At 72.0% G+C, this 25,890-nt stretch carries 23 protein-coding genes and 1 pseudogene; 17 read left to right on the top strand and 7 right to left on the bottom strand.

All coding sequences use genetic code 11. From position 1 onward, the window contains the following. Positions 1-387 precede the first annotated feature (387 nt). From ACYVF7_RS40205 to ACYVF7_RS40185, 5 genes are all read left to right on the top strand, one after another. Positions 388-1,164, top strand: a complete 777-nt coding sequence (locus tag ACYVF7_RS40205; protein WP_460358376.1) for an ABC transporter ATP-binding protein — start codon at positions 388-390, stop codon at positions 1,162-1,164. A 117-nt stretch (positions 1,165-1,281) separates the two neighbouring features. Next, positions 1,282-2,229 carry a hypothetical protein gene (locus tag ACYVF7_RS40200; RefSeq protein WP_460351128.1) on the top strand — a complete coding sequence of 316 codons (948 nt, stop codon included), beginning with the start codon at positions 1,282-1,284 and terminating at the stop codon, positions 2,227-2,229. A 105-nt stretch (positions 2,230-2,334) separates the two neighbouring features. Then, complete coding sequence (locus ACYVF7_RS40195) at positions 2,335-3,579, top strand: PP2C family protein-serine/threonine phosphatase (RefSeq protein WP_460351126.1); 1,245 nt, start codon at positions 2,335-2,337, stop codon at positions 3,577-3,579. A 394-nt stretch (positions 3,580-3,973) separates the two neighbouring features. After that, complete coding sequence (locus ACYVF7_RS40190; RefSeq protein WP_460351124.1) at positions 3,974-5,425, top strand: amidase; 1,452 nt, start codon at positions 3,974-3,976, stop codon at positions 5,423-5,425. 103 nt (positions 5,426-5,528) lie between these two features. Continuing rightward, positions 5,529-6,290, top strand: coding sequence for a FadR/GntR family transcriptional regulator (locus tag ACYVF7_RS40185; RefSeq protein ID WP_460351122.1), 762 nt, complete (start codon positions 5,529-5,531; stop codon positions 6,288-6,290). A gap of 206 nt (positions 6,291-6,496) precedes the next feature. Here the strand turns inward: ACYVF7_RS40185 and ACYVF7_RS40180 are convergent, their stop codons facing one another. Genes ACYVF7_RS40180 through ACYVF7_RS40170 form a run of 3 tightly spaced genes read right to left on the bottom strand, consistent with a single transcriptional unit; the run spans position 6,497 to position 9,221 of the window. Continuing rightward, on the bottom strand, positions 6,497-7,255 hold the full coding sequence (locus ACYVF7_RS40180; protein ID WP_460351120.1) for a crotonase/enoyl-CoA hydratase family protein: 759 nt from the start codon (positions 7,253-7,255) through the stop codon (positions 6,497-6,499). After that, positions 7,252-8,016, bottom strand: coding sequence for an SDR family NAD(P)-dependent oxidoreductase (locus tag ACYVF7_RS40175; protein ID WP_460351118.1), 765 nt, complete (start codon positions 8,014-8,016; stop codon positions 7,252-7,254). Before ACYVF7_RS40175 ends, ACYVF7_RS40180 begins: the two co-directional genes overlap by 4 nt. 23 nt (positions 8,017-8,039) lie before the next feature. Continuing rightward, positions 8,040-9,221, bottom strand: a complete 1,182-nt coding sequence (locus ACYVF7_RS40170; protein WP_460351116.1) for a thiolase family protein — start codon at positions 9,219-9,221, stop codon at positions 8,040-8,042. Positions 9,222-9,282: 61 nt separating this feature from the next. On the opposite strand from ACYVF7_RS40170, the gene ACYVF7_RS40165 reads away from it, so the two are divergent. From ACYVF7_RS40165 to ACYVF7_RS40115, 11 genes and pseudogenes are all read left to right on the top strand, one after another. Then, positions 9,283-10,467, top strand: coding sequence for an acyl-CoA dehydrogenase family protein (locus ACYVF7_RS40165; protein WP_460351114.1), 1,185 nt, complete (start codon positions 9,283-9,285; stop codon positions 10,465-10,467). A gap of 35 nt (positions 10,468-10,502) precedes the next feature. Next, on the top strand, positions 10,503-11,639 hold the full coding sequence (locus ACYVF7_RS40160; protein ID WP_460351112.1) for an acyl-CoA dehydrogenase family protein: 1,137 nt from the start codon (positions 10,503-10,505) through the stop codon (positions 11,637-11,639). A gap of 85 nt (positions 11,640-11,724) precedes the next feature. Further along, a pseudogene (locus tag ACYVF7_RS40155) lies at positions 11,725-12,829 on the top strand (AMP-binding protein); the annotation flags it as partial. Between the two features lie 93 nt (positions 12,830-12,922). Continuing rightward, positions 12,923-13,372, top strand: coding sequence for an AMP-binding enzyme (locus ACYVF7_RS40150; protein WP_460358374.1), 450 nt, complete (start codon positions 12,923-12,925; stop codon positions 13,370-13,372). A 265-nt stretch (positions 13,373-13,637) separates the two neighbouring features. Continuing rightward, positions 13,638-14,459, top strand: a complete 822-nt coding sequence (locus tag ACYVF7_RS40145) for an HpcH/HpaI aldolase/citrate lyase family protein (protein ID WP_460351110.1) — start codon at positions 13,638-13,640, stop codon at positions 14,457-14,459. 523 nt (positions 14,460-14,982) lie between these two features. Continuing rightward, entirely contained in the window at positions 14,983-16,254 is a 1,272-nt protein-coding gene (locus tag ACYVF7_RS40140; protein ID WP_460351108.1) for a CaiB/BaiF CoA transferase family protein, read from the top strand. Positions 16,255-16,343: 89 nt separating this feature from the next. Further along, a complete protein-coding gene (locus tag ACYVF7_RS40135) occupies positions 16,344-17,177 on the top strand; it encodes an SDR family NAD(P)-dependent oxidoreductase (protein ID WP_460351106.1) in 834 nt (277 codons plus the stop codon). Beyond that, entirely contained in the window at positions 17,174-17,968 is a 795-nt protein-coding gene (locus ACYVF7_RS40130; RefSeq protein ID WP_460351104.1) for an amidohydrolase family protein, read from the top strand. The genes ACYVF7_RS40135 and ACYVF7_RS40130 overlap by 4 nt, the downstream gene beginning before the upstream one ends. Next, positions 17,961-18,749, top strand: coding sequence for an enoyl-CoA hydratase/isomerase family protein (locus ACYVF7_RS40125; RefSeq protein ID WP_460351102.1), 789 nt, complete (start codon positions 17,961-17,963; stop codon positions 18,747-18,749). The genes ACYVF7_RS40130 and ACYVF7_RS40125 overlap by 8 nt, the downstream gene beginning before the upstream one ends. Before the next feature lie 10 nt (positions 18,750-18,759). Beyond that, complete coding sequence (locus tag ACYVF7_RS40120; protein WP_460351100.1) at positions 18,760-20,436, top strand: NAD(P)/FAD-dependent oxidoreductase; 1,677 nt, start codon at positions 18,760-18,762, stop codon at positions 20,434-20,436. Beyond that, positions 20,433-21,440 carry an LLM class flavin-dependent oxidoreductase gene (locus tag ACYVF7_RS40115; protein ID WP_460351098.1) on the top strand — a complete coding sequence of 336 codons (1,008 nt, stop codon included), beginning with the start codon at positions 20,433-20,435 and terminating at the stop codon, positions 21,438-21,440. The genes ACYVF7_RS40120 and ACYVF7_RS40115 overlap by 4 nt, the downstream gene beginning before the upstream one ends. A gap of 84 nt (positions 21,441-21,524) precedes the next feature. Here the strand turns inward: ACYVF7_RS40115 and ACYVF7_RS40110 are convergent, their stop codons facing one another. From ACYVF7_RS40110 to ACYVF7_RS40100, 3 genes are all read right to left on the bottom strand, one after another. Next, positions 21,525-22,064, bottom strand: coding sequence for a hypothetical protein (locus ACYVF7_RS40110; RefSeq protein WP_460351096.1), 540 nt, complete (start codon positions 22,062-22,064; stop codon positions 21,525-21,527). Positions 22,065-22,137: 73 nt separating this feature from the next. After that, positions 22,138-23,406 carry an MFS transporter gene (locus ACYVF7_RS40105; protein ID WP_460351094.1) on the bottom strand — a complete coding sequence of 423 codons (1,269 nt, stop codon included), beginning with the start codon at positions 23,404-23,406 and terminating at the stop codon, positions 22,138-22,140. 119 nt (positions 23,407-23,525) lie between these two features. Continuing rightward, the gene (locus ACYVF7_RS40100) at positions 23,526-24,194 is read right to left on the bottom strand and encodes a nitroreductase (RefSeq protein WP_460351092.1); all 669 of its coding nucleotides are present in this window, start codon (positions 24,192-24,194) and stop codon (positions 23,526-23,528) included. Between the two features lie 148 nt (positions 24,195-24,342). Between ACYVF7_RS40100 and ACYVF7_RS40095 the strand changes: the two genes are divergently transcribed. Further along, the gene (locus tag ACYVF7_RS40095; protein ID WP_460351090.1) at positions 24,343-24,993 is read left to right on the top strand and encodes an FMN-dependent NADH-azoreductase; all 651 of its coding nucleotides are present in this window, start codon (positions 24,343-24,345) and stop codon (positions 24,991-24,993) included. Between the two features lie 42 nt (positions 24,994-25,035). Here ACYVF7_RS40095 and ACYVF7_RS40090 read toward each other — a convergent pair whose 3' ends face one another. Next, positions 25,036-25,527, bottom strand: a complete 492-nt coding sequence (locus ACYVF7_RS40090; protein ID WP_460351088.1) for a MarR family winged helix-turn-helix transcriptional regulator — start codon at positions 25,525-25,527, stop codon at positions 25,036-25,038. Positions 25,528-25,890: the final 363 nt, after the last annotated feature.

The raw sequence follows: 25,890 nt of genomic DNA, 5'->3' as shown, positions 1-25,890 counted from the left end.
GGACTCGGTGTGGGCGCGGTATCCGAGGCGGGTGGCCCGGGTGCGGGTGCGGTGCCTGAGGCGGACGGACCCGACGTGGGCGCGGTGCCCGAGGCGGGTGGCCCGGGTGTGGGTGCGGTGCCTGAAGCGGCCGGACCCGACGTGGGCGCGGCATCCGAAGCGGACGGACTGGGCGTGGGCGTGGCGTCCGAGGCGGGCGGACCTGACGTGGGCACGGCATCCGAAGCGGACGGACCCGACGTGGGCGCGGTGCCCGAGCTGGGCGAACGCGGCGTGGGTGCGGGATCCGGCGTGAGCGGGGACCGTGCGGGTGCGGCGTGTGGTTCGAGCGGGGACGGCGTTGGTACGAGTCGCGGAACGGGCGGGGCCGGCGGGGGCGCGCCGAGGTTGCTGGGGCAGTCGCTGACCCTTGCGTACGAGCGCCGGACGGTCGCCGAAGGACTCACCGTGGCCATCCCCGACCGCTCCTTCACGGTCGTCGTGGGGCCGAACGCCTGCGGCAAGTCCACCCTGCTGCGCGCCCTCGCGCGCATGCTCAAGCCTCGCTCGGGCACCGTCCTGCTGGACGGCGAGGACATCCATGCCCGCCCCACCCGGGCGGTGGCCCGGACGCTCGGCCTGCTGCCGCAGTCGTCGATCGCCCCGGACGGCATCACGGTCGCGGACCTCGTCGCACGCGGACGTCATCCGCACCAGGGGCTGTTCCGCCAGTGGTCGCGCGACGATGACCGCGTCGTCCAGGAGTCGATGGCCGGCACCGGCGTGGCCGATCTGGCCGACGCGTACGTGGACGAACTGTCCGGCGGTCAGCGGCAGCGCGTCTGGATCGCGATGGCCCTCGCCCAGGAGACCCCGTTCCTCCTGCTCGATGAGCCGACGACCTACCTCGACATCGCCCACCAGATCGACGTCCTCGACCTGTGTGCGCGGCTGCACCGGGAGCAGGGCCGCACCCTCGTCGCTGTGCTACACGACCTGAACCACGCGGCCCGCTACGCCGACCATCTGATCGCCATGCGCGACGGACGTGTGATCGCCGAGGGTCCGCCCGCCGACGTCGTCACGGCCGAGCGGGTCGAGGAGGTCTTCGGGCTGCCGTGCCGTGTGATCGACGATCCGGAGACCGGCACGCCGCTGGTCGTCCCGGCCGTACGGCGGCGGTAGGGGCCGCATGGTCGACGGCGGACAAAGATTCCGTCGAACCGCGTTTCACCGGCCCCACCCGCCGCCACGCCCGTGGTGACCTCGTCGCCGAGAAGGATCTCTGCGAAGGGGGACCAGATGATCAAGTCGCTCGGCGAGCGTTCGGTGATCGTGGCCAGCGCCGTCACGACCGGAACCGCCATCGGCAGGGCCGCCACAGTCCGCGTCGCCACGACCCGCGTCGCCTCGGGTCGCGTCACCACGGTCGGGACCGCCATTGGCAGGGCCGCCGCGACCCGCGTCGCCGTTGGCGCTGCTGCGGCCCGAGTCGCTGTCGGCAGGGGAGCGACGGGCCGAGCCGCCACGGGCCGGGCCGCCACGAGCCGGGACGCGACGGTCAGGGCCGCCGCTGGCAGGGCCGCCTCGGCCCGCGTCGCCTCGGCCCGCGTCCCCTCAGCCCGCGTCGCTGCGGCCCGCGTCGCGACGGTCGGGGTTGCCGTTGGCAGGGTCGCCGCGGTCGGGATCGCCGTGGCCGGAGTCGCCGCGGTCGGGATCGCCATGGTCGGCGTCCCTCCGGTCGGGGCCGCCGTGGCCAGGGTCGCCGTGCCGCAGGGACACGCGCGGGCGGCTCGTTTCGCCATGACCTACACGTGCGCGGTTCCGCTGCTCGGGACGCGGTCCGTGGACATCGACGGCACGCTCACCGCGGCGCCGAACCGGCTCCCGGCCGACACGGCCACACGGGTCGGCCTGCACATCTCTCGGATGAGCCTGCGGCCTCCGGTCGCTATCGACTCCTGGACGGCCACGGCCGACATCGACGTTGCCGGCGCGGAGTCCACCGTGTTCCGGGTGATGGGGACCGGCGGGCCGGTGCCCGCGTTCCAGTCGGTCACCGGCGACCTGTCGGGCGGATGGACCCCGAGGGCGGCCGGCGTCGACCGGTTGCGGATCGGCAGGGTCGTGATCACGGCGCGGACCGCGACCTTCGGCGAGGCCACGGCGTCGTGCACGCCGAGGAAGCCGCGGCCGGTCGCCGAGCTCCTGACGGTCCTCGCCCCCGACGACGGATCCGCGCCGGGATGAGACGCCGTCGGGCATGATCCGGGACGATCATCGGAAGGCGTTTCATGCCTGATCATCCGAAATCTCGTAGATTTAGGAGGAAGGCATGCACTTAGAGAGCATGTGATGGAACGGGAAATCGACTACCGGGCCCTGTTCGCCGCGGCGCCCAGCCCATGCCTGATCCTGACACCCGAGCTGATCATCGCCGACGTCAATCAGGCATACCTGGAAGCGACCGGGCGCGAGCGGGATGACCTGCTTGGCCAGTACATCTTCGACGCGTTCCCCGACAATCCGGCGGATCCAGCCGCCAACGGGACGCGCAACCTCAGCGCGTCTCTGCGCCGGGCCCTGACCACGGGGCGGCGGGACACCATGGCGACCCAGAAGTACGACATCCCGGTCGTCGGCCGTCCCGGAGAGTTCGAGGAACGCTACTGGAGCCCGATCAATACGCCGGTCCTGGGTTCGGACGGAAAGGTCATGCTGCTGATCCACCGCGTCGAGGACGTCACCGCCTTCGTCCGGGAACGGAACCGGATCCACGGCGGCCGGGTGCGGAACCTGCGCGAGCGCGGCGAGGAGATGGAGGCCGAGCTGTACGTCCGCGCCATGGAACTGCAGGAGCTCAACGAACAGCTGAGGCAGGCCCACGACAGGGAGCGCAGGGTGGCGCTGGCGCTCCAGCAGTCCATGCTTCCCGCGATGATCCCGTTTCAGCACCGGGACGCGGCCGTCCGCTACCTGCCCGCCGTCGGCTCACTGAACGTCTGCGGCGACTGGTACGACCTGGTCGATCTGACCACGACCCGTCTCGCGGTGGCCGTCGGGGACGTCGTCGGCCACGGCCTGTCGGCGGCGGGCGTGATGGGCCAGCTGCGCAGCGCCCTGAGCGCGACGATCCGTACCGTGGACGGGCCCGCCGACGCGCTGAACATCCTCGGCCTCTACGCCCGCTACGTCGACGGGGCGCTGGCGACGACCGCCGTTCAGACCGTCATCGACCGGGACGCCCACACGATCGACTACAGCTGTGCGGGGCATCTCCCGCCCATGCTGGCGGGCCCCGGCCAGGTCGTCGAACTCCTCGACCAGGCCACTGACCCGCCGCTGGGCGCGCGCCCCGACCACATCCCACGGCCCCAGGCGACCCGGACGTACGAGGAGGGGAGCGTCCTCGCCCTCTACACCGACGGCCTCGTCGAACGCCGCGACGAGGACATCGACGCCGGCCTGGATCGGCTCGCCGACAGCCTCGCCGGCCACCGTACGCTCGCCCCGGAGCGGCTGGCCGACGCCGTCCTGTCCGACCTCGAGGTCTCCTGCGGCGGCACCGACGACATCGCCCTCGTCGTCGTCCGCCTGTGAGGGGCCCGGTGGCAATCGAAGTGCGTCTACCTGGCGGTCATGAGCCTGGATCCCACCGACAAGGGCCGCACACGCTGGATCGCCCGCTGGAAAGCCGCCCTGAACGCCTTGAGGGCACCTTCGACGGCAAAATGCAACATTCACAACAATCGGCAGCGCGAATTCCCATTCGCGCGGCGACCGGTCGGTTCGCAGTCTCGCGGAGTACGCGCGGGTGTCCGATGAAGGTCTCCTGAACTCCCAGGCCGACACCGATCCCGCCGTGCGGCGCCATCGCCGACGGTCGAGCGAATTGTCGCTGACCGGAGAGGGAGACGATGAATATTGAGACGTTCATCTCGTTGCGCGAAGAGGTATTTCCTGGCCTGTTCCAGAGGCCGGTACGGTCCGATTCATGGAGTGGAATTTTCAGACTGCAGAAGAACTCGCGGCTGCCTTGCGTGCCGGTGAAGTGACCTCGGCGGAACTGACCGACGAGGCGATCGCCCGTATCGAGCGGGACGACAAGGTGATCAACGCGATCTGTGTGCCGGACTTCGACCGTGCGCGGGCCGCCGCGCGCGATGCCGACCAGGCGCGCGCCCGCGGCGAGGACCGGCCGCTGCTCGGCATCCCGGTGACGGTCAAAGAGTCCTACAATATCGCCGGGCTGCCCACGACCTGGGGCATGCCGCAACACCGGAACTACATGCCGGCCGAGGACGCGGTACAGGTGTCGCGGCTCAAGGCCGCGGGCGCGGTGGTGCTCGGTAAGACCAATGTGCCCTTGGGGCTGCAAGATATCCAGAGCTTCAACGAGATCTACGGCACCACCAACAACCCGTGGGATCACGATCGCACGTCGGGCGGATCGTCCGGTGGATCGGCGGCGGCCCTGGCGTCCGGATTCGGCGCGCTGTCCATCGGCTCCGACCTCGCCGGTTCGCTGCGCACCCCCGCGCATTTCTGCGGCATCTATGCGCACAAGCCGACACTCGGACTGGCGGCAACCCGCGGCATGGTCGCGCCGCCGGCACCGCCATTGCCGGTCGACCTCGACCTCGCCGTCGTCGGTCCGATGGCGCGCAGTGCCCGCGACCTCACGCTCCTGCTCGACGTCATGGCCGGACCGGACCCGCTGACGCTCGGTGTGGCGTACGACTTGACGCTGCCGCCCGCGCGCCGCGAGCGGCTCCGCGACTTCCGGGTCCTGGTCCTCGACGAGCATCCGCTCATTCCGACCGGGTCCGCTGTACGGGCGGGCGTGAACCGGGTGGCCGACGCGCTCGTCGACGACGGTGCCCGCGTCGAACGGCACAGTCCGCTGCTGCCCGATCTGACCGAAGCCGCGATGCTCTACAGGCAGTTGCTGTTTTCGGGCTCCGTCGCACGTTTTCCCGTCGAAGCGTACGAGCAGCTGCGGACCCACGCCGCCGGACTGAGCGCGGACGACCAGAGTCTCGATGCGGCGATGCTGCGCGGCATGGTGCTCAGTCACCGCGACTGGATCGAGGCGAACAACCGTCGCGAGCTCCACCGCCACGGCTGGCGACAGTTCTTCGCCGAGTTCGACGCCGTGGTGTGTCCGATCACGCCCACTCCCGCGTTCCCGCACGACCACAACCCCGATCCGAGGGAACGCCGGATCGACATCGACGGCGTCGAGTACCCGTACTTCGACCAGCTCGTCTGGGCCGGTCTGGCCACCATGCCCGGCCTGCCCGCCACCGCCATACCAACGGGCCGGTCCCCCGAGGGTCTGCCGGTGGGAGTGCAGCTCATCGGTCCGATGTTCGAGGATCGCACCCCGCTGCGGCTGGCCGAACTGCTCGAACAGAAGATCGGCGGCTTCCAGGCACCGAAGTAGGGCGTACTACCGGGTGTCCGTCGAGGACGAGGTGCGGATCACGACGGACACCTGTTGCGCCGATCGCGCCGTAGCGTACGCCGGAATCCGTATCCTTATCATCATGATGATGTCTTGGGGCATGGACGAGGACGCGGCTCCCCGCAAGCGGATCAAGCGAGGGACCAAGGTCGCCGAGTCGCTGGCCCAGGAGATCGTCCGCGAGATCGTCGCCCGCAAGCTCGAGCCCGGCACGGTCCTGCCGTCCGAGGCCGAGATGATCGAAGAGTACGGCGTCGGGCGCGGTTCGCTGCGCGAGGCCCTGCGCATTCTCGAAGTGCACGGGCTCATCACGATGAAGCCGGGGCGTCACGGCGGCCCGATGCTCATCGAGGTGGGTACCCGCGACTACGGCCGGATGTCCACCCTCTTCTACCACCTGGGCGGGGTCACCTTCGGCGAACTGATGGACGCGCGGCTCGTGCTGGAGCCGATGATGGCGCGGATCGCGGCCCAGCGGAACGATCCCTCGCTGGAGAAACGGCTCGCCGACGCGGACGACCCGTCCGTGCTGGACGACGAAGGCGCGTACTTCGCCGCCACCCACGACTTCCATCAGCGGGTCGCCTCGATGTCGGGCAACCCGATCCTCAACCTGGTGACCCTGTCGCTGGAGCACATCTTCCACGACCAGGTCAGCGGGCTGCTGTTCCCCCGGGAGCGGCGCGACGAGGTCATGGCCGCGCACCAGGCGATCGCCAAGGCCATCGCCAAGGGGCGGGCCGCCGAGGCCGAGCGTCTCATGCGCCAGCACATGCAGGAGTACGCCGACTTCGTACGCCGGCGCCACCCGCACCTCGTCAACGAGGTCGTCGACTGGCGATAGGCGCGGGCCCGGTACGGCGGTCGGGGCTCGCGCCGAGGTCGCCCGGTACGGCGGCCGGGCCCGCGTGGAAGTCGGTCGGCGTCCAGCACGGCGGCCGGGGCCCCGTGGAGATCGGTCGGCGCCCGGCACCGCGGCCGAGGCCCGTGTGGAGATCGCCTGGCGGCCGCGTCACCGCGGAGGTCGCCCGGTGCCCCGTCGGAGATCGATCAGTGGCCGCGCCACACCGGGGAGCGCTTCTCGGTGAACGCGGCCGCGCCCTCGCGTGCGTCCTCCGACGACCGTACGGGCTCGTAGATCTCGTTCTGCCGGGCGAACGCCTCGTCGGCCGGCCACCGGCCGCTCTCGTACAGGACGCGTTTGGTGGCCCGTACGCCCAGGGGGCCGTTGGCGGCGATCCGCGCGGCGAGGGACTTCGCCTCGGTCAGGGACTCTCCGTGGGGCGTCAGCCGGTTGACGAGTCCCGCGTCGTGCGCCTCGGCGGCGCTGATCCGGTCACCGGTGAGCGCCCATTCGGCGGCCTTTCCGAGGGGCACCTTCCGGGGGAGCCGTAGCAGCCCGCCGCCCCCGGCCATCAGGCCACGGCGTACCTCCGGCAGGCCGAACCACGCGTCGTCGGCGGCGACGATCAGGTCGCAGGCCAGGGTGATCTCGAACCCGCCGGCCAGCGCGTACCCCTCGACGGCGGCGATGAGGGGCTTGGCCGGCGGTGCCTCGACCAGTCCGGCGAAACCACGGCCCGGCACCGATGGGCGCTCCCCGGCGAGGAACGCCTTGAGGTCCATTCCGGCGCAGAACGTGCCGCCCGCGCCGGTCAGGACGCCGGCGAAGAGCGAGTCGTCGTCGTCGAGCCGCGCCATCGCGGCCCCGATCGCCTCGGCGGTGGCGGTGTCGATGGCGTTGCGGACGCCAGGCCGGTCGATGGTGACGACGAGGACGGCGTCCTCACGCTCGGTCCGGACGCTCACCGGGCCTGCATCCTGATCGCGCCGTCCAGCCGGATCGTCTCGCCGTTCAGCATCGGGTTGTCCACGATCTGCAGGGCCAGCCGCGCGTACTCGTCCGGTGCGCCGAGCCGGCGCGGGTGCGGCGCCATCGTCGCGAGCGAGTCCCGTACCTTCTCCGGGAGCCGCGCCAGGATCGGGGTGTCGAACAGGCCGGGCGCGATCGTGCAGACGCGGATCAGTTTCGAGGCCAGGTCCCGGGCGGCCACCAGGGTCATCCCGACGATGCCCGCCTTGGCCGAGGCGTACGGGAGCTGGCCGATCTGCCCCTCCCACGCGGCGACGGAGGCGGTGAGCACGCAGACGCCGCGCTCGTCCTCGACCGGCTCGTTGCGGGCCATCCGCGCGGCCGCGAGTCGCAGCGTGTTGAAGGTGCCGATGAGGTTGACCCGCACCACGGACTCGTACAGCTCGAGCGAGCCGGGCTCACCGGCCGAGTCCACGATCCGCAGGGCGCCGCCACGCCCCGCGCAGTGCACCAGCGTCCGCAGCGGCGCCAGCTCCTCCGCGGCGTCCAGGGCAGCGGTCACTCCGGCGGGGTCGGTGACGTCGGCGGGTACGAAGCGGGTCTTGCCGCCCAGGTCCGCGGCGATCGCCGCGCCGTCGGACTGGGGCAGGTCCAGCAGCACGGTGGGCACTCCCGCGCCCACCAGCCGCCGGGCGGTCGCGAGCCCGAGTCCCGATGCCCCGCCCGTGACGACGGCCGATCCCGATGTGACGTCCATGATGTCCTTCCACGTCCGGGCGCTCAGCGCGCGCCGAGGTTCTCCAGGATCAGGGCGTTGGCCATGCCGCCCGCCTCGCACATGGTCTGCAGGCCGTAGCGCCCGCCGGTGTCCTCGAGGAAACCGAGGAGCGTGGTCGCCAGCCGGATGCCGGAGGCACCGAGCGGATGTCCGAGCGCGATCGCGCCGCCACGGGGGTTGAGCCGGTCGTCGTCGAGGCCGAACTCCGCCTGCCAGGCGAGCGGGACGCAGGCGAACGCCTCGTTGACCTCGGCGGCGGCGACGTCGTCGAGCGACAGGCCGCAGCGCCGCAGCAGCGCGCGCGTCGCGGGGATGGGGCCGGTGAGCATGAGCACCGGGTCGTCGCCACGGACGGCCGAGGCGACGACCCGGCCCCGCGGCGTGCGGCCGAGCGCCGCGGCCCGCTCCTCGCTCATGACGAGCATCGCGGCGGCGCCGTCGGTGATCTGGGAGGAGTTGCCCGCGGTGATCTTCCAGTCGAGGCCGGGGAAGCGGGCGGCGTGTTCGGAGCCCGCGAAGGCGGGCGGGAGGGCGGCGAGCCGCTCGGCGGTCGAGCCCGGCCGGATGGTCTCGTCCGCGGACACGACGCCGTCCGCCGTCGTGATCGGCACGATCTCGCGGTCGAAGGCACCGGAGGCGGCGGCGTGCGCGGCACGCGTGTGGGAGCGCACGGCGTACGCGTCGAGCGCCTCCCGCGTCAGCCCCCACTTGTCCGCGACGAGCTCGGCCGCCACGCCCTGCGGGACCGGGGCGTACCGCGCGAGGACCTCGGGCCCGAAGGGATCCGCGCCCATCCGGGCCGAGCCCATCGGCACCCGGCTCATCGACTCGACGCCCGCGGCGATCACGATGTCGTACGCGCCGGCGGCGACGCCCTGGACGGCGAAGTCGAGCGCCTGCTGGCCCGAGCCGCACTTGCGCTCGATCGTCACCGACGGGACGTGCTCGGGGAACCCCGCCGCGAGCCACGCCTGCCGGCCGGGCGTGGCCGACTGTTCGCCGGCCTGGCCCACGCAGCCGACGAGGACGTCGTCGACGGTGCCCGGGTCCAGGCCGGTCCGCTCGACCAGCGCGGTGAGCACCTGGGCGAGAAGGCCGACGGGATGGACCCCGGCGAGCGCGCCGCCCGGCCTGCCCCGGCCCATGGGCGAGCGCACCGCGTCGACGATGACGGCTGCGGACATGGTGCCGGCCTCCTCGGCGAGCCTTGACGGTCTAACCATGCATACCAATATCATGAAATCTATGTCCGCAGTGATCGACAGCCCCCAGGACGCCGACCTCTCCGACCAACAGCGGGAGATCCGCCGGATGGCGCGCGATCTCGCCCGTGAGCACTACGCTCCGCTGGCCGCCGGCTGGGACGCCGAGCGCACGCCGCTCCCGGCTGAGGAGCGCCGCAGGCTCGGCGACCTGGGCCTGCTCGGCATCACGCTGCCCGAGGAGTTCGGCGGGTCCGGGGCTCCGGTCCTCGACGCCCTCGTGGTCATCGAGGAGCTCGCCAAGGAGTGCCGGCCGGCCGCCTTCCAGGTGTTCGAGTGCAACACCGGCCCCGCCACGGTCGTCAACCTGCTCGGCGGCGACGACCTGCGCGCCCGCTACCTTCCCCCGATCATCCGCGGGGACGCGACGATGGCCGTGGCGATCTCCGAGCCGGACGCCGGCTCGGCCGCCACCGACATGACGACCTCGGCGGTCCTCGACGACGACCACTACCGCGTGAACGGCGCCAAGCGCTGGATCTCCGGCGGCGGGCACGCCGACCAGTACCTGCTGTACGCCCGGATGTCGGACGCGCCCGGTGCCCGGGGCATCGGCGCGCTGGTCGTCGACGCCGACACCCCGGGCGTCTCGTACGGCGCCCAGGAGCGGCTGATGGGCTTCCGTGGCATCCCGTCCTGTGACGTGTTCTTCGACGACGTCCGGGTGCCGGCGGCCAACCTGCTCGTTCCCGCCGGGAGGTTCCGCGACCTGTTCACCGGGTTCTCGCTGGAGCGCCTCGGCAACGCCACGATGAGCCTCGCGATCGCGCAGACGGCGCTCGACCGCACGGTCGCCTACGTGCAGGAGCGGAAGGCGTTCGGCAAGCCGATCATCGAGTTCCAGGCCACCCAGCTGACCGTCGCGGACATGGTCATGCAGGTGGAGGCCGCGCGGCTGCTGGTGTACCGCGCGGCCCGGGGCGCCGGGCGCGGCCTTCCCTCGCCCCTGGAGGTGTCCATCGCCAAGTGCACCGCCAACGAGACCGCCAAGCGGGTGACCGACCTGGCCATCCAGCTGCACGGAGGCAACGGCTACACCGAGGAGTACGGCATCGAGCGCCTGCACCGCGATGCGCACGGCTGGGCGCTGGCCGGGGGCACGCCGACGATGCAGCGCACCCGGATCGTCTCCGAACTGCTCGGCCGCACCTTCGACCAGCGGCGCTGACGCGAGCCCGCACCCGTCCCGACCGAGGAGACGAGATGCCCTTCGAACTGCCACGGCGACACGAGGACCTGCGAGAACGCGCCGTGAAGCTGGCGGAGTCGGTACGGGACCGGGCCGGCGCGGCCGACGCCGGGACCGGTCTGGACCCCGGGCTGCGTGCGGCGCTGCGCGAGAGCGGCCTGGCCGGGCTGACCGTCCCGGCGGCGTACGGAGGCGTGGACGAGACCGTGGACCCCCTCGCCGTCACGGTCGTGCGCGAGGCGCTGATGGCGGTCTCGGGACACCTGGACTCCATGTTCGCGATGCAGGGCATCGGCGGATACGCCCTCGCGGCCGGGGGAGACGGCGACGTGCGGCGGGAATGGCTGCCGCGGATCGCGGCCCTCGACGCGATCGCGGCCCTGGCCCTGACCGAGCCCGGCGTCGGCTCCGACCTCAGAGCGGTCACCACGCGCGTCGCCGAGCGCGACGGCGAGCTGGTCGTCACCGGCGTCAAGTCGTGGATCACCAACGCCGGCGCCGCGGACGTCTACACGGTGCTGTGCCGGGAGGGCGACGGCCACAGCCTCGTCCTGGTCCCGGCGGCGACCGGGGGAGTGCGCGTCGAGAGCGGCCCGGACATCATCGCCCCGCACGTGCTCGGGACGGTGCGCTTCGAGGACGCCAGGGTCCCGGCGGACCATCGCATCGGCGCGGCCGGACAGGCGTTTCCGCTGGTCCTGGGGACGCTGGCGACCTTCCGGGTCTCGGTGGCGGGGGCGGCGGTGGGCCTGGCGCAGGCCGCGCTGGACGAGGCGGTGCGCCACACGACCGGGCGCGAGCAGTTCGGCACCACCCTGTCCCGGCTGGGGCCGATCCCGCAGATGCTCGGGACGTCGTGGACCGAGCTGGAGTCCGCGCGCCTGCTCACGTACGCGGCGGCGTCGCGGGCCGCCGCCGACCCGCTGGCCAACCTGCACTGGTCGTCGATGGCCAAGGTGGGCGCGACCGAGATGGCGGGCCGGGTGGTCGACCGGTGCGTGCAGATGATGGGCCGGTTCGGCCTGGTGTCGGGCTCGGTGATCGAGCGGCTGTATCGCGACGCCCGGCCGATGCGGATCTACGAGGGCGGCAACGAGGTCCTGACCGGCCAGCTCGCCAAGACCCTGACCCGGTCCTCGACGGGCCGGTGAACCCGCGGTAGCCCTGGCCACAAAACCATGCGTATGATTATCTTACTTTGTTCGGTGGTGTGAGTGGCCGGGCGGATTGGGTGATATGCGTACTTACACGGACCTCAGGCCGGTGTTCCCCGACCAGCGCGACTGGACCCTGTCGACCGTGCTGCGGCACCAGGCGCGGCACCGGCCGGACGCGACCTTCCTCGACACTCCGGAGGAGGGGCTGAGCTGGACGTACGCGCAGGCCCTCGAGCAGGCCGAGTCGGTCGCCGACGGCCTGGCACGGGCCGGCGCGGACGCGGGCGACCGCGTTCTGGTGATGGCCGCCAACTCCTCCCAGTTCGTACGGACCTGGCTGGGCACCGGCGTCGGCGGCTACGTCGAGGTGCCCGTCAACACCGCCTACGAAGGCGTCTTCCTGGAGCATCAGCTGACGACCGCCGCCCCACGGTGGGCGATCGTCGACGACGCCCTGGCCGGCCGCTTCCTCGCCGTCGCCGACGCGGCACGGGTGATCGAGCGGTTCTGGGTGATCGACCACGGCGCGCAGTCCGAGGCCGTACGGGCGCTGCGCGACGCCGGATGGGACGCCCGGCCGTGGGAGGAACTCGCCGACGGCGCCCGCCCCGGATTCGACCCGCCCGCGCCGGAGCCCCGATCGCTCGCCTCGATCTTCTTCACCTCCGGCACGACCGGCCCGTCGAAGGGCGTGGCCATGCCGCACGCGCAGATGTTCTTCTTCGGCGAAGAGGTCGTCAGCCTGCAGCGCCTCACCGCCGAGGACGTCTACTTCACCTGCACGCCGCTCTTCCACGGAAACGCCCAGTTCATGGCCGCCTACCCGGCGCTGATCGCCGGCGCGGCTCGTGGTGCGGCCGCGGTTCAGCGCCAGCCGCTGGGTGGACCAGCTGCGCGAGTCCGGCGCCACCGTCACCAACCTCATCGGCGTGATGATGGACTTCATCTGGAAGCAGCCCGCCCGGCCCGGCGACGCCGACAACCGCCTGCGCTCGGTGTTCGCCGCGCCGACCGCGAGCTCCATCCTCGCCGGCTTCCGCGAGAGGTTCGGCGTCGAGGCGTTCGTCGAGGTCTTCGGGCTCACCGAGACCAGCGCGCCCATCCTCTCCCCGTACGGCGAGGACCGGCCCGCCGGGGCCGCCGGGCTCGCCGCCGCGGACTGGTTCGACGTGCGGCTGGTCGACCCGGACACCGACGCCGAGGTCCCCGTCGGCGAGATCGGCGAGCTCGTCGTACGGCCGAAGCACCCGTGGACGTGCAGTCTCGGCTACTACGGCATGCCCGAACGTACCGCCGAGGCGTGGCGGAACCTGTGGTTCCACACCGGCGACGCGCTGCGCAAGGACGCCGACGGCTGGTTCTACTTCGTCGACCGGTACAAGGACGCCCTGCGCCGGCGCGGCGAGAACATCAGCTCGTACGAGGTCGAACAGGCGCTGTTGGGATACGACCCGGTGGTGGAGTGCGCGGTGATCGGGGTGGACGCCGGCGTCGAGGCCGGCGAGGACGAGGTGATGGCCTGCGTCGTCGCGTCGCGCGACGTCAAGCCGCAGGAGCTGTGGGACTGGTGCGCCGGACGGGTCCCCGCCTTCGCCGTACCGCGCTTCATCCGCTTCGTCGACGAGCTGCCGAAGACCCCGTCCGAGCGCGTACGGAAGGCCGCGCTGCGGGCCGAGGGCGTCACGCCCGACACCCACGACCGCCTGGCCGGCGCGGGAGGAGCCTGATGTTGCCTCACCGCTCGATCCTTTTCGTCCACCGGCTGGCCGGGACGGGGGGACGGCTGATGTTGCCTCACCGCTCGATCCTTTTCGTCCACCGGCTGGCCGAGACGGGAGGCAGCTGATGTTGCCTCACCGCTCAATCCACTTCGTCCACCGCCCGGCTGGGACGGGGGGCCGCTGATGGTGCCCTACCGCTCGATCCTCTTCGTGCCCTGGGCACAAACCGGCCTGGGTCGCCAAGGCGCTGGCCGCCGGCGCCGACGCGATCGTGCTCGACCTGGAGGACTCGGTCCCCGGCCACCTGAAGGAACAGGCCCGTACGGCCGTCGCCCAGTCGGTCGCCGATGTGCGGAAACGCGACGGCCGGGTCGGGCTCTTCGTACGCCCCAACGCGCTGGACACCCACCTGACCGGCGCCGACCTGGAGGCGGCGGTGGTGCCGGGACTCACCGGCGTCTTCGCCCCGAAGATCGGCGAACCCGCCGACGTCATCCGCTACGACGCGCTCCTCGACCACTTCGAGCACCGCAACGGCGTCACCGGACTGTGGTACATCGTCCCGGTCGAGACCGTCGGCGCGATCCAGCGCGCCGGGGAGATCGCGCTCGCCTCGCCCCGCATCGGAGCGATGATCGGCCCGACCGCCGAGCACGCCGACATCGCGCGGGCCGTCGGCTACCAGTGGACGCCGGGCGGGGAGGAGACCCTGTACCTCCGCAGCCGCGTCCTGCTGGCCTGCCGGGAGGCCGGCATCCACCCGCTCACCGCCCTCTGGGAGCGTCTCGACGACCTCGACGGCCTGCGGGAGTTCGCGCGGCAGGGCCGCCGGCTGGGCTTCCGCGGAATGATCGCGATTCATCCGTCGCACGTCGCGACCATCAACGAGGTCTTCTCCGCCTCGCCCGACGAGATCGCCTTCCACGAGGGCCTCGTCGCCGCCTACGAGCGTGCGGCCGCCGTCGGCGACGGCGCGGTCCGGTACCGCGGCCTGCACATCGACAAGGCGCACGCCGACACCGCGCGCGCGTGGCTCGCCCACGTCGCCGCGGCGCCCGGGACGCCCTTCGTACCGAGCGGAGGCCTGGAATGAGCGAGGCGCAAGGGAGTGACGTCCTCTGGACGGAGGGGTGCGGCGAGCGTGAGCCGGCGCGCGTCGCCTGGACTGAGGAGCGCAGGGAGCGGCGACCAGACGAGGGACGACGGAGCATCGGGCGACCGCTCCCGCGTTCGCGAAGCGAGCGCCATCGAACAGAGCGGTCGCGCGTCGTTTGGCCTAAGGAGCGAAGCGAGCGCCATCGAACAGAGCGGTCGCGCGTCGTCTGGCCTAAGGAGCGAAGCGACCGGAGCGACGAGCGAGGACGGCGCGTCGGCCGACCGCGAACCGTGCTCGCGCCGCGGACCGCCGTCGAGCGGCGACCGGGCGGGGGAGGGTGGCGCGTGCGGCGACCGCGAACCGCGCCCGCGCCCGTGCTGGCGAGCGCAGTCGAGCGGCGGCCCGGCGAGGGAGGGCGGCGCGTAGGGCGACCGCGAACCGCGTCGGCGAGCGCCTTCCAGCGCGGCGACGAGCGAAGACGGCGTCCTCGGGCGCCCTGGAGGCGAGCGGGAGGCACGGAATGAGCGAGTCGCAGAGGCACCACGTGAACGGCCGGGCATCGGACGGGTGCGCGGGGGCCGCCGACCCTCCGCTCGCCGGGGTGACGGTGCTGGAGGTCGGGACGATGTACGCCGCCCCGACGGCCGGCCGGATGTTGCGCGACTTCGGCGCGCGCGTCGTAAAGGTCGAGGACCCGGCGACCGGCGACTACGCCCGGCACTGGACGCCACAGCACGAGGGCCTCGCCCTCGGCTTCGCCCGGCTCAACGCGGGCAAGGAGTCGGTCGGCATCGACCTGCGGCAGCCCGCCGGCCGTGACCTGGTCCGCCGGCTGGCGGCCCGCGTCGACGTTGTTCTGGAGTCGTTCCGGCCCGGCCGGCTGGAGGAGTGGGGCCTCGGCTACGACGTGCTCGCGGCGGACAACCCCGGCCTGGTGCTCACCCGCGTCTCCGGATTCGGGCAGACCGGTCCGTACCGCGAGCGCCCGGGCTTCGGCACGGTCGCCGAGACCGCCAGCGGGTACGCGTTCACGAACGGCTGGCCGGACAGCCCGCCGACCTCGCCGCCGTTCGGGTTCGCCGACTCGATCGCCGGGATCTCCGCGGCGTACGGCACGGTCACGACGCTGCTGGCGCGGTCGCGCACCGGCCTCGGCGGCGTCGTCGACGTCGCGCTGTACGAGCCGCTGATGTTCATCCTCGGCGACATGATCCTGCGCTACACGAGCACCGGGGAGATCCAACAGCGTGTCGGGAACGGCTCGGGCTCGGCCTCGCCGCGCGGCATCTACCGGGCCGGGGACGGCAGGTGGCTGTCCATCGCCGCTTCGTCGCAGCGGATCGCGCTCCGGCTGTTCGAGGCGATGGAGCATCCGGAGTTCGCCGACGATCCGCGGTTCGCCACCAACACGGCACGGATGGAGCACAACGATGAACTGCAGGGCATCGTCGCCGCCTGGGTGGCCGCCCGGCCACGCGCGAAGGTGCTCGCCGACCTGGACCGGCACGAGGTCGTCGCGGCACCGGTCAACGACGCGCGGGACGTCGTCGAGGATCCGCACTTCCGGGAGCGCACACTCGTCGACCTGGCCGGGACCGTCCTCGGCCCGGCGCTGGTCCCCGGCCCCATCCTGCACTTGGGCGGGTATCCGGGGCCCGTGTACGACGGGGTACCGGAGATCGGGGAGCACACCGAGCCGGCCCTGCGCGAGCTGCTCGCCCTGTCGCCCGCGGAACTCGCCGGGCTCGGCGCGGAGCGGATCGTGGGCCCGCTGCGGGCGGGGGTCCGGTGACCGGCGTGCGGAATGGGTCCGAGGCGGATAAGGGCTCGGTGACCGGTGTGCCGAGTGGGTCCGCTGCGGGCCAGTGCTCGGTGACCGGCGTGGCGAGTGGGTCTGCCGTGGGCGGCGGTTCGGTGACCGGCGTGCCGAGTGGGTCCGTTGCGGGCGGGGGCTCGGTGATCGGTGTGCCGATCGACCTCGGCGGCCGGGTGGCGCTGGTGACCGGCGGCAGCCGCGGGCTCGGCCGGTCGATCGCGCTGGGGCTGGCCGAGGCCGGCGCTGACGTGGTCATCGCCAGCCGCAGGCTCGACGCCTGCGAGCGGGCGGCCGCCGAGGTCAGTGCGGCGACCGGCCGGAGGGCCCTCCCGTACGCCTGTCACGTCGGGCACTGGGGCGAGCTGGACGGCCTCGTCGACGCGGCGTACGCGGAGTTCGGCCGGCTCGACGTGCTGGTCAACAATGCTGGCATGTCGCCGCGCTACGGCACCGTCGCGGACGTCGGCGAGGAGCTGTTCGACAAGGTCATCGGCGTCAACCTCAAGGGCCCCTTCCGGCTGGCCGCGCTCGCGGGCACCCGCATGGCCGCCGCTGGCGAAGGCTCGATCATCAACATCAGCAGCACCGGGGCGGCGCGTCCCCGGGCGGACATCGTGCCGTACGCCGCCGCCAAGGCCGGCCTCAACGCGATCACCGTCGGTCTCGCGCACGCGTTCGGGCCGGCCGTACGGGTCAACGCGATCATGGCGGGCACCTTCCTCACCGACGTCAGCGCCTCCTGGGACATGGCGGCGTTCGCCGAGCGTGCGGGCCGCTTCGCGCTCCGCCGGGGCGGTCGGCCCGAGGAGATCGTCGGCACGGCGTTGTACCTGGCGAGCGACCTGTCCTCGTACACGACCGGGTCCATCGTCACCGTCGACGGCGGAGGAACATCATGATCATCGATGTGCACTGTCACGCGTGGCCGGACGCCCTCGCCGAGCGGGCGCTGAGCGGCCGCGTTCCGCAGCTGGAGCGGCACGGGGACGGTCGGATCTCGACCCTGCGCGACGTGCTGGCCCGTTCGGGCGTGGACTGCGGCGTGCTTCTCGGCATCGCGGACACCGCCCGGCACGTGGACGGCGTCAACCGGTTCGTCGCCCGCGAGCGCGGCGACCGGCTGCTGGGCTTCGGCACGGTGCATCCGGATCTGCCGGCCGAGGAGAACCTTGCGAGCCTTCGCCGGAACGGCATCACCGGCGTGAAACTCCACTCGCTGTTCCAGGGATTCGCGTACGACGATCCGCGGCTGTGGGACATCCTCGAGGCGTTCGGCTCGGAGATCGCGGTCATCGCCCACGTCGGTGCGGGAGGCGACCGGCGGAGCAACGAGCGGGCCACGCCGGCGATGGTCCGCGACATCGCGCGCCGGTTCCCGGACCTGCGGCTGATCGCCTGCCACTTCGGCGGCTACCACCGTCTCGACGAGGCCGAGGACGTGCTCCTCGGAGAGAACGTCTACCTGGAGACGTCCTGGCCACCGACGATGGCCGAGGTCGACCCCGACCGGGTCCGGAAGATCATCGCTCGGCACAGCGCCGACCGCGTGGTGTTCGGTTCGGACTGGCCGATGGCCGACCCGGCGCGGGAGATCGCGGCGATCCGCGCCCTCGGCCTGTCCGACGAGCGGACCGAGGGCATTCTCGGCGGCAACTTCGCCCGCCTGATGGGGCTGAACGGCAATGACTGATCGTGTGTACGGCGGCGGTGACGTCCTGGTAGAACAGCGTGGAGACGCCACCTGGATCACCCTCGACCGCCCCGAACGCCGCAACGCCTACGACCCGGGAATGGCCGAGGCGGTCGCCGAGGCCATCGACGCCGCGAACCGCTCACGGGCGGTCGTGCTGACCGGCGCCGGAGGCGCGTTCTGCGCGGGCGGCGCGCTGGCCGGCCTCAGCGAGCCCGACGTCACGGAGATGCGCGGCCTGTACCGCGCGTCGCTGCGCCTCTTCGACGCCGTACGGTCCTGTCCCCGGCCGGTCATCGCCGCGGTCAACGGCCCCGCGGCCGGCGGCGGGAACGAACTCGTCGTCGCCTGCGACCTGGCGATCGCGTCCGAGTCGGCGACGTTCGGCCAGACCGGCCCGCGCGTGGGGAGCTCGCCGGTCACCGGGGCGACCAACGTGATGGGCTTGCAGATCGGGGAGAAACGGGCCAAGGAGCTCGCGATGCTCTGCCGTCGTTACACCGCGGCCCAGGCCCTGGACCTCGGCCTGGTCAACGCCGTCGTACCCGACGACGAACTGGTCCCGACCGTCGACGCCTGGGTGGAGGAGCTGGCCGTGCTCAGCCCGCGCTACCTGGAGATCACCAAGGTCAGCTCCAATGTCTGGTGGAACGCCGCCCGCGACTCCTTCAGCACCGGACTGGGCATGCTCGTTCAGTCCATCGGCAGCCCGGACATGGCCGAAGGGGCACGGGCGTTCCTGGAGAAGCGCCGTCCCCGGTTCCCCGACCCCGACAGCTGAGGAGCATCCCGTGCACATCGTCGTGGTCGGCGCGTCACTGGCCGGCGTCCGTGCCGTGCAGGCCCTGCGCCGCAGGGGATCCGACGCCTACATCACCCTCATCGGCGCCGAACCGCGCGTCGCGGCCGACCGGCCCCCGCTGTCCAAGACCTACCTCGCCGACCCCAAGGCCGACGCGCCGCCCCTGCTGTCCGCCGACCGGCTGACCGAACTCCACGTCGACGCGCGGCTGGGCAGGCGGGCGACCGGCTTGGACCTCGGTGACCGGACCGTCGCCCTGGACGACGGCGACCGGGTCCGCTTCGACGCGCTCGTCGTGGCGACCGGGTCGGCTCCGCGTCTCCTCCCCGGCATCCGGCCGGGCGGCGGCGTGCACGCGCTGCGCACCCCCGAGGACGCCGCCGCGATCCGCGCCGGCTGCCGGCCGGGCGCCCGCGTCGTCGTCGTGGGCGGCGGGTTCATCGGCGCCGAGGTCGCCTGGACCGCCCGTCGCCTGGGCTGCGAGGTCACGATCGTCGAGCCGCGACCGGCCCTGATGGAGCGCGGCCTCGGGCCGTACCTCGGCGCCGCCCTCACTCGGCTGCACGCCCGGGCCGGGGTGACACCGCGGCTCGGTACGGGCGTGGCGGCGATCGAGCGTGCCGGGGCTGAGGCGGTGGTGGTCGAGCGGAGCGGGGCCGAGGTGCCGGCGGTTCAGCGTGCCGGGGCCGGGGCGGTGGTGGTTGAGCGTGCCGGGGCTGAGGCGGTGGTGGTCGAGCGGAGCGGGGCCGAGGTGCCGGCGGTTCAGCGTGCCGGGGCCGGGGCGGTGGTGGTTGAGCGTGCCGGGGCTGAGGCGGTGGTGGTCGAGCGGGCCGTGGGCGAAGTGCCGGTGGTCGAGCGGAGCGGGGCCGAGGCACCAGCGGTTCAGCGTGCCGGGGCCGAGGTGCCGGTGGTCGAGCGGGCTGTGGACGAGGTGCCGGTGGTCGAGCGGGCTGTGGACGAGGTGCCGGTGGTCGAGCGGGCCGGGGTTGAGGCGGCGGTGGTCGAGCGGGCCGTGGACGAGGTGGCGGTGGTTGAGCGCGTCGGGGCCGAGGTGGTGGCGGTTGAGCGGGCCGGGGCCGGTGAGCCGGACCGTCGTCCGGTCACCGCCGTCCGGCTCACCGGCGGCGAGCGCATCCCCGCCGACCTGGTCGTGCTCGGCGTCGGGGCCGTGCCGGAGACGGGGTGGCTGACCGGCTCGGGGCTCACCCTGGACGACGGGGTCGTCTGCGACGAGCACCTGGCCGCGATCGGTGCGCGGGGCGTGTACGCCGCCGGTGACGTCGCCCGCTGGCATCATCCCCGGTACGGGGAACCGGTTCGCGGGGAGCACTGGACCAACGCCGTCGACCACGCCGCCGTGGTGGCCGCGAACCTCACCGGCGGCCGTGCCGTCTGCGACGGCGTTCCCTACGTCTGGTCCGACCAGCTCGGCGGGCGGCTGCAGATCTACGGGCGGTTCCGTCCCGAGGACGAGGTGCGGATCGTGCACGGCGACCCGGAGGACGGGTGTTTCGTCGCCATCGCGGGAGGCGACGGAGCGTTGCGAGGCGTCGTGGGGTTCGGTGTGATGAGAGAGCTCGCGCCGTACCGCAGGCTGCTCCTGGCCGGAGGAACCTGGCAGGAAGCACTGGACGCGCAGGGTGATCTGGCGAAGGGACGGCGATGAGGTTCGGTCTGGCCATCATGAACGACTTCCCGCCGGAGGTGGTGCCGGCGGAACGGATCGGCGCGCTGCGCGAGCAGGTCGCCGCCGCCCGGGAGGCGGGCTTCTCCTCGATCTGGATGCTGCAGCACTACCTCGGCACCATGCCGACGCTGCAGCCGTTGCCGACGCTCGCCGCCCTGACCGCCGAGACCGGTGACATGGACATCGGCACGAATATGCTCATCCTGCCTTTGCACCATCCGGTCGAGGTAGCCGAGCACTTCGCCACGCTCGACCACCTGTCCGGAGGCCGGGTGATCGCCGGGTTCGGCATGGGCTACCGGGAGAACGAGTTCCGTTCCTTCGGCATCCCCTTGGACGAGCGGAAGACCCGGTACGAGGCGTCCGTGGAGATCATCCGGGCGTTGTGGTCGGGAAAGCGGGTCAGCCACCGAGGCGCGCACTTCACCCTCGACGAGGAGCGGATCAGCCTGCCCCCGGTCCAGCCGGGCGGCCCGCGGATCTGGGTCGGCGCGGGCGCCCACCGCACCGGCGCCCGCCGGGCCGCCCGGCTCGGCGACGGCTGGATCGTGCCGCCGCACGTCTCACCGGACCGGCTGACGACGGTGCTCGGCTGGCATCGGGAGGAGACCGAACGGCTCGGGGACGAGCGCCGGCACGAGTACGTCATCCGCCGCGAACTCGTCCTCGACCACGACGGCGACCGCGCACGAGAGGTCGGCCTGCGCGCCCGCGGCGCCCTGACGCGCGCGTACGCCGCGTTCAACGCGCCGGACCGCACCGCGTCGTACCGTCACCTGACCAGCGCCGAGGCGGCGAAGGAGGTCGCCGACGAGTCGTACATCTTCGGCACGCCGGAGCTGGCGGTCGACCGGCTCCGGGCGCTGGAGCGGCTCGGCGTCGGCTACGTCATCGTGCGGATGCAGTGGTACGACCTGCCGCAGGAGCAGGTGCTGGCGACCATGCGCCTGTTCCGCGACGAGGTCCTCCCGCACTTCACCTGAGCCGCCGCCCGCGTGATGAACGCCATGCGGCGGATGCAGGATCGCGCGGCGTGCGCGCGTTCGATCACGCCGAGACGAAAGGGGCTATCGGACCTCATCCTTGATTTCCAGCGCTGCTCGCGCCAGACCGATGAACTCGACGTAGGCCTCCCGGAACTCCCGGTAGGAGGCGTCGTAGTCGTGCCGCCGTTCGGGACTGTCGTCACCGATGAGCGCCTTGAGCAGCGGCTGTAGGCATAGTGCCATCTTCCGCACCTGCTCCGCTGCGGCGGATACCTCGGCAGGACCGTCGAGCCGGACCTCATGGTTCGCCTTGTTCATGTCCGCGATGGCCGGGCCGATGCGCTCGTACATCTGCGTCAGGAGCCGGTCCCTGCTCTCGCGGTCGCGCGCCGCGTCGACCTCGTCGATCTGCCATGTGACCTCAGAGAACCCGTGCGCGCAGTTCATCATCTCCCGATAGGTGGATCGGCGCCGGTCGCGCTGCTCACGAAGGGCCGCTGCCGTTGTGGTCATCCGGGCTTGAGCCAGCGCTGCGCGCGAGGTCGCCCGCGCGGTGATGTAGCTGGCTGCGAGCGCGGTCAGCGCGGTGAGGACGCCGACCCACAGTCCGCTGTTCGCCATGTCCGAAGAGTCTGTCAGCAGGGGTGCCGTCGGACCAGCCCGCGTGTCGATCACCGGCCGTGGTCCCAGACGGCTACCGGCTCGTGCTGGGCCCGCGTTCCTGGTCCAGCCAGGTATGACCAGCGGCCTGGCCAGGACCGGTCGGCGGAGGTGAGGCGACACGCCCGGTGCGCGCGGTGACCACCATCACGGCGAGGCCGAGTGCCACGACCGCGGCGCCTGCGTACAGCGGCGCGGTGTAGCCCAGGCCGGCGCTGATCGTGAGGCCGCCGAGCCAGGCGCCCAGGGCGTTGCCGACGTTGGAGGCCGAGACGTTGGCGCTGGCGGCGAGCGGCGCGCCGCCGGCGGCGTCCGTGACACGGGTGATCATGCCGGGGACGCCGGCGAACCCGAAGACGCCCATCAGGAAGACCAGGACCACCGAGGCGACCTTCCCGTCGGCCAGCAGCCCGAACGCCGCGAGCGTGGCGGCGAGTCCCGCCAGGGACGCGATCAGCGTGCGGTCGCGGTCGTGGTCGGCGGCGCGGCCCCCGGCGACGTTGCCGATCACCAGGCCGCTGCCGTAGACGACGAGCAGCCAGGCGACGTCGGCGTTGGAGAAGCCGGTGACCTCGGTGAAGGTGTACGCGATGTAGCTGAACGCCCCGAACATGCCGCCGTAGCCGAGGGCGGTGGCGGCGAGGGTCAGCCAGACCTGCCAGGAGCGGAAGGCGCGTAGCTGCGGGCGCAGGCCGGCCGGTCTGTGAGCCTCGTCCACGGCGCCCGCCCAGGCCGGGACCCACACGGCGATGGCGGTCATGGCCAGCATGCCGATCCCGGTGATCGCCCAGAACGTGGCGCGCCAGCCCCAGCGTTCGCCGACCAGGGCGCCGAACGGCACCCCCAGCACGTTGGCGACCGTCAGCCCGGCGAACATCACGGCGACGGCGCGCGAGGCCCGCTCCGGCGGGACCATGCGGCGGGCGACGAGCGAGCCGATGCCGAAGAAGGAGCCGTGGCACAGGGCGGCGACGACGCGGCCGAGCAGCGCCACGGCGTACGTGGGTGCGACGGCGGACAGCAGGTTGCCGAGGACGAACAACGCCACCAGTCCGACGAGGACGGTCTTGCGGTGGATGCGGCCGGTGGCGGCGGTCAGCAGGATCGCGCCGATCGCGACGCTCAGGGCGTATCCCGAGATGAGCCACCCCGCCGCCGCGACGGAGACGTCCAGGTCACGGCTCACCTGGGGCAGCAGGCCCGCGATCACGAACTCGGTCAGGCCGATCCCGAAGCCGCCGAGCCCGAGCGCGACCAACCCGGCGGGCATCCGCCGCACTTCCTCGCCCTGCCCGATGTTCACGTAAACATCATGGGCTCGGCCGCCGATCTGGACAAGGACCTCCTCGTCGCAGCCGACGCCGCCGATGTACCGAATGACCTTCGCGGCCCAGCTCGTCCAGGTCTGGAGGACGGCCGGCGTCAGTGACCATCGATGAACGTGACCGTCTCATCGAGCGGTGCCCGGCCCGTACGGCCGTGATCCACCGTGACGTCCTCGAACCCGATCGACATGCCGCAGAAGAGGATGAGCTCGTCCGGGGGTGACAGGACCTCCGCGACGCTCCTGTGAAACTTCGCCCAGGCCATCTGCGGGCAACTGTGCAGCTCTTCGGCGCGGAGCAGCAGCATGACGGTCTGCAGATACATGCCGACATCGGACCATTGGGGCGAGCCCATGTCGCGATCGATGTAACAGAACAGAGCGGCGGGCGCGCCGAAACAGTCCCAGTTCGCGGAAGCGGCCCTCTGTCGCGCTTCCAGGTCCTCGTGCGGAATGCCGAGTGCGCCGTAGCGCTGCTCACCGAAGGCGTGTCGGCGTTCGTGGTACGGGGACTTCAGCGTGGGCGGGTACTGCTCGTACTCCGGCTCGTCCCAGGGGTCGCCTGCGGCCAGGCGCTCACCGGCACGCTTCTTGACCTCGGCCAGCGGTTCGCCGGTCAGTACGTAGGCGTGCCACGGCTGGAGGTTCGATCCGGACGGCGACCAGGCCGCGGCGGACAGCACGCGCTCCAGCGTCTCCCTCGGGACATGCCGGTCTGTGAACCGGCGCACCGCCCGTCGGCTCGTGACCGCCTCATAGACGTCCATGATCGCCTGACTCCATCCCTCAACGCGATCAGACTCCGTTACATCCAATATGGTATCACTCGATATTATATCGTGTGTAACTATCATCGAGTACGGATCCTCAGCCCTTGGTTCGCCGCCTCGGGCCCTGCACTTCGGGAGAAAGTCCATGGCCACACTGCTGCACATCGACTCGTCCGTGTTCCCCGGCGAGGCGTCCGCGTCCCGTTCGGTCACGGCCGCCTTCCGCCAGACCTGGGAGGAGCGGCACCCGGAGGGAACGGTCATCTACCGTGACCTCGCCGCCGACCCCGTCCCGCACATCACCGCCGACGCCTGGTCCGCCGGTTACGCCGCTCCGTCCGAGCACACTCCGGAGCAGTCCGCCGCGTTCGCCGCGCGTGTGAAACTCATCGAGGAGTTGGAGCAGGCGGACGCCGTCCTGATCGGTGCTCCCATGTACAACTACGCGATCCCGTCGACCCTCAAGGCGTGGCTGGACAGCGTGCTCCTGCCCGGCCGCACCACCGGTGAGACCCCCTCCGCCCAGGGCACCCCGGTCGTCGTCGTCGCCAGCCGCGGCGGCTCCTACGCGCAGGGCACTCCGCGCGAGGGCTACGAGTTCGTACAGAACTACCTGGAGGCCGTTCTCAGGGGCAGCCTCGGTCTGGACCTCGACTTCATCGTCCCGGAACTCACCATGGCCTCCCGCAACCCGGCCATGTCAGAACTGGTCCCCCTCTACGAGGCCTCCCGCAAGCGCGCCTTCGAGAATGCGAACACCAAGGCCAAGGAACTCGCGGAGCGCCTCGCCGCGTAGCTCCTGGGCCGCGGACGCCGTGTGACGCCTCGACCCGGCACGTCACACGGCGTCGTCGTCGCCTGGGGGGTAGGCGAACCGGGTCAGCAGGTCCGTCAGCCGCTCGGGCTCGCCGGGCCCCATTTGGGCGACCAGACGTTCAGCCAGCGGCTCCGCCGCCACGTGGGCCGCGTCGAAAAGCTCGATGCCCTGCGGCGTGATCTCCACTGCCCGCGCCCGCCGGTCGCCCGGAACGGCCTTGCGTACGGCCAGCCCCTTACGCTCCAGGTCGTCCACGACCCGCATGACTCCCGCCTTGTCCGACCCCGTCGCCTCCGCCAGGTCCCGCTGCACCGTGGGCCCGCGGTCGACCAGCACGATCAGCACGGCGAAATGCCGCAACTCGATGCCGAGCGGCCGAAGCGCCTCTGTCATCACCGTGGCCGCGTGCCAGTGCGCTCGGCGCAACAGCAGGCCGAGAGCGAAAGGCGAGGTATCCCCGGGGCGGCCGGTCGCACGCGGGGCAGTGGTTCCATGAGGAACGTCGGCGGTCATGAGACCACACTACAGCCGTCAATTCATTCGATACGGTATCGTCTGAAACTAAGTGTCGGCCACATCTGCCCCGAGCCTCCGTGCTGATACGCGGCCATCCGCACGGGACGGCAGGCTGTGGCCCTACGTCGCACGGCATTGCGGTTCCGGCGTCTTCCGGCGAGCAGAAGGCGTTTTCCGGCCAATTCGCTTCCTGCCGCTCAGCGGAAAGGCCGCCCTCCGGCGGCATCGGTGAGGCTTACGGTGCGGCCGCACGGTGTTTCCGAGCATCGCCCCCGCACTCCTCACCGGAGGTACAACGATGCGACCACCCCGCCATCCGCTCGCCTCGACGTCACCGTCCCGAATCCGATCCCGCGCCCT

The organism is Actinoallomurus acanthiterrae, from assembly GCF_054775715.1.
Note: the sequence above shows the minus strand (reverse complement) of the source record. Positions and strands in the feature narration are given on the sequence as shown.

Bases quoted from the DNA above. Each gene is read 5' to 3' on its own strand.
- ACYVF7_RS40165 (WP_460351114.1), top strand. From the start codon at position 9,283: ATGTCCGCAGTGATCGACAGCCCCCAGGACGCCGACCTCTCCGACCAA.
- ACYVF7_RS40175 (WP_460351118.1), bottom strand. From the start codon at position 8,016: ATGGACGTCACATCGGGATCGGCCGTCGTCACGGGCGGGGCATCGGGA.
- ACYVF7_RS40190 (WP_460351124.1), top strand. From the start codon at position 3,974: ATGGAGTGGAATTTTCAGACTGCAGAAGAACTCGCGGCTGCCTTGCGT.
- ACYVF7_RS40110 (WP_460351096.1), bottom strand. From the start codon at position 22,064: ATGGCGAACAGCGGACTGTGGGTCGGCGTCCTCACCGCGCTGACCGCG.
- ACYVF7_RS40170 (WP_460351116.1), bottom strand. From the start codon at position 9,221: ATGTCCGCAGCCGTCATCGTCGACGCGGTGCGCTCGCCCATGGGCCGG.
- ACYVF7_RS40095 (WP_460351090.1), top strand. From the start codon at position 24,343: ATGGCCACACTGCTGCACATCGACTCGTCCGTGTTCCCCGGCGAGGCG.
- ACYVF7_RS40125 (WP_460351102.1), top strand. From the start codon at position 17,961: ATGACTGATCGTGTGTACGGCGGCGGTGACGTCCTGGTAGAACAGCGT.
- ACYVF7_RS40200 (WP_460351128.1), top strand. From the start codon at position 1,282: ATGATCAAGTCGCTCGGCGAGCGTTCGGTGATCGTGGCCAGCGCCGTC.
- ACYVF7_RS40130 (WP_460351104.1), top strand. From the start codon at position 17,174: ATGATCATCGATGTGCACTGTCACGCGTGGCCGGACGCCCTCGCCGAG.
- ACYVF7_RS40115 (WP_460351098.1), top strand. From the start codon at position 20,433: ATGAGGTTCGGTCTGGCCATCATGAACGACTTCCCGCCGGAGGTGGTG.
- ACYVF7_RS40140 (WP_460351108.1), top strand. From the start codon at position 14,983: ATGAGCGAGTCGCAGAGGCACCACGTGAACGGCCGGGCATCGGACGGG.
- ACYVF7_RS40090 (WP_460351088.1), bottom strand. From the start codon at position 25,527: ATGACCGCCGACGTTCCTCATGGAACCACTGCCCCGCGTGCGACCGGC.
- ACYVF7_RS40100 (WP_460351092.1), bottom strand. From the start codon at position 24,194: ATGGACGTCTATGAGGCGGTCACGAGCCGACGGGCGGTGCGCCGGTTC.
- ACYVF7_RS40195 (WP_460351126.1), top strand. From the start codon at position 2,335: ATGGAACGGGAAATCGACTACCGGGCCCTGTTCGCCGCGGCGCCCAGC.
- ACYVF7_RS40160 (WP_460351112.1), top strand. From the start codon at position 10,503: ATGCCCTTCGAACTGCCACGGCGACACGAGGACCTGCGAGAACGCGCC.
- ACYVF7_RS40185 (WP_460351122.1), top strand. From the start codon at position 5,529: ATGATGATGTCTTGGGGCATGGACGAGGACGCGGCTCCCCGCAAGCGG.
- ACYVF7_RS40150 (WP_460358374.1), top strand. From the start codon at position 12,923: ATGCCCGAACGTACCGCCGAGGCGTGGCGGAACCTGTGGTTCCACACC.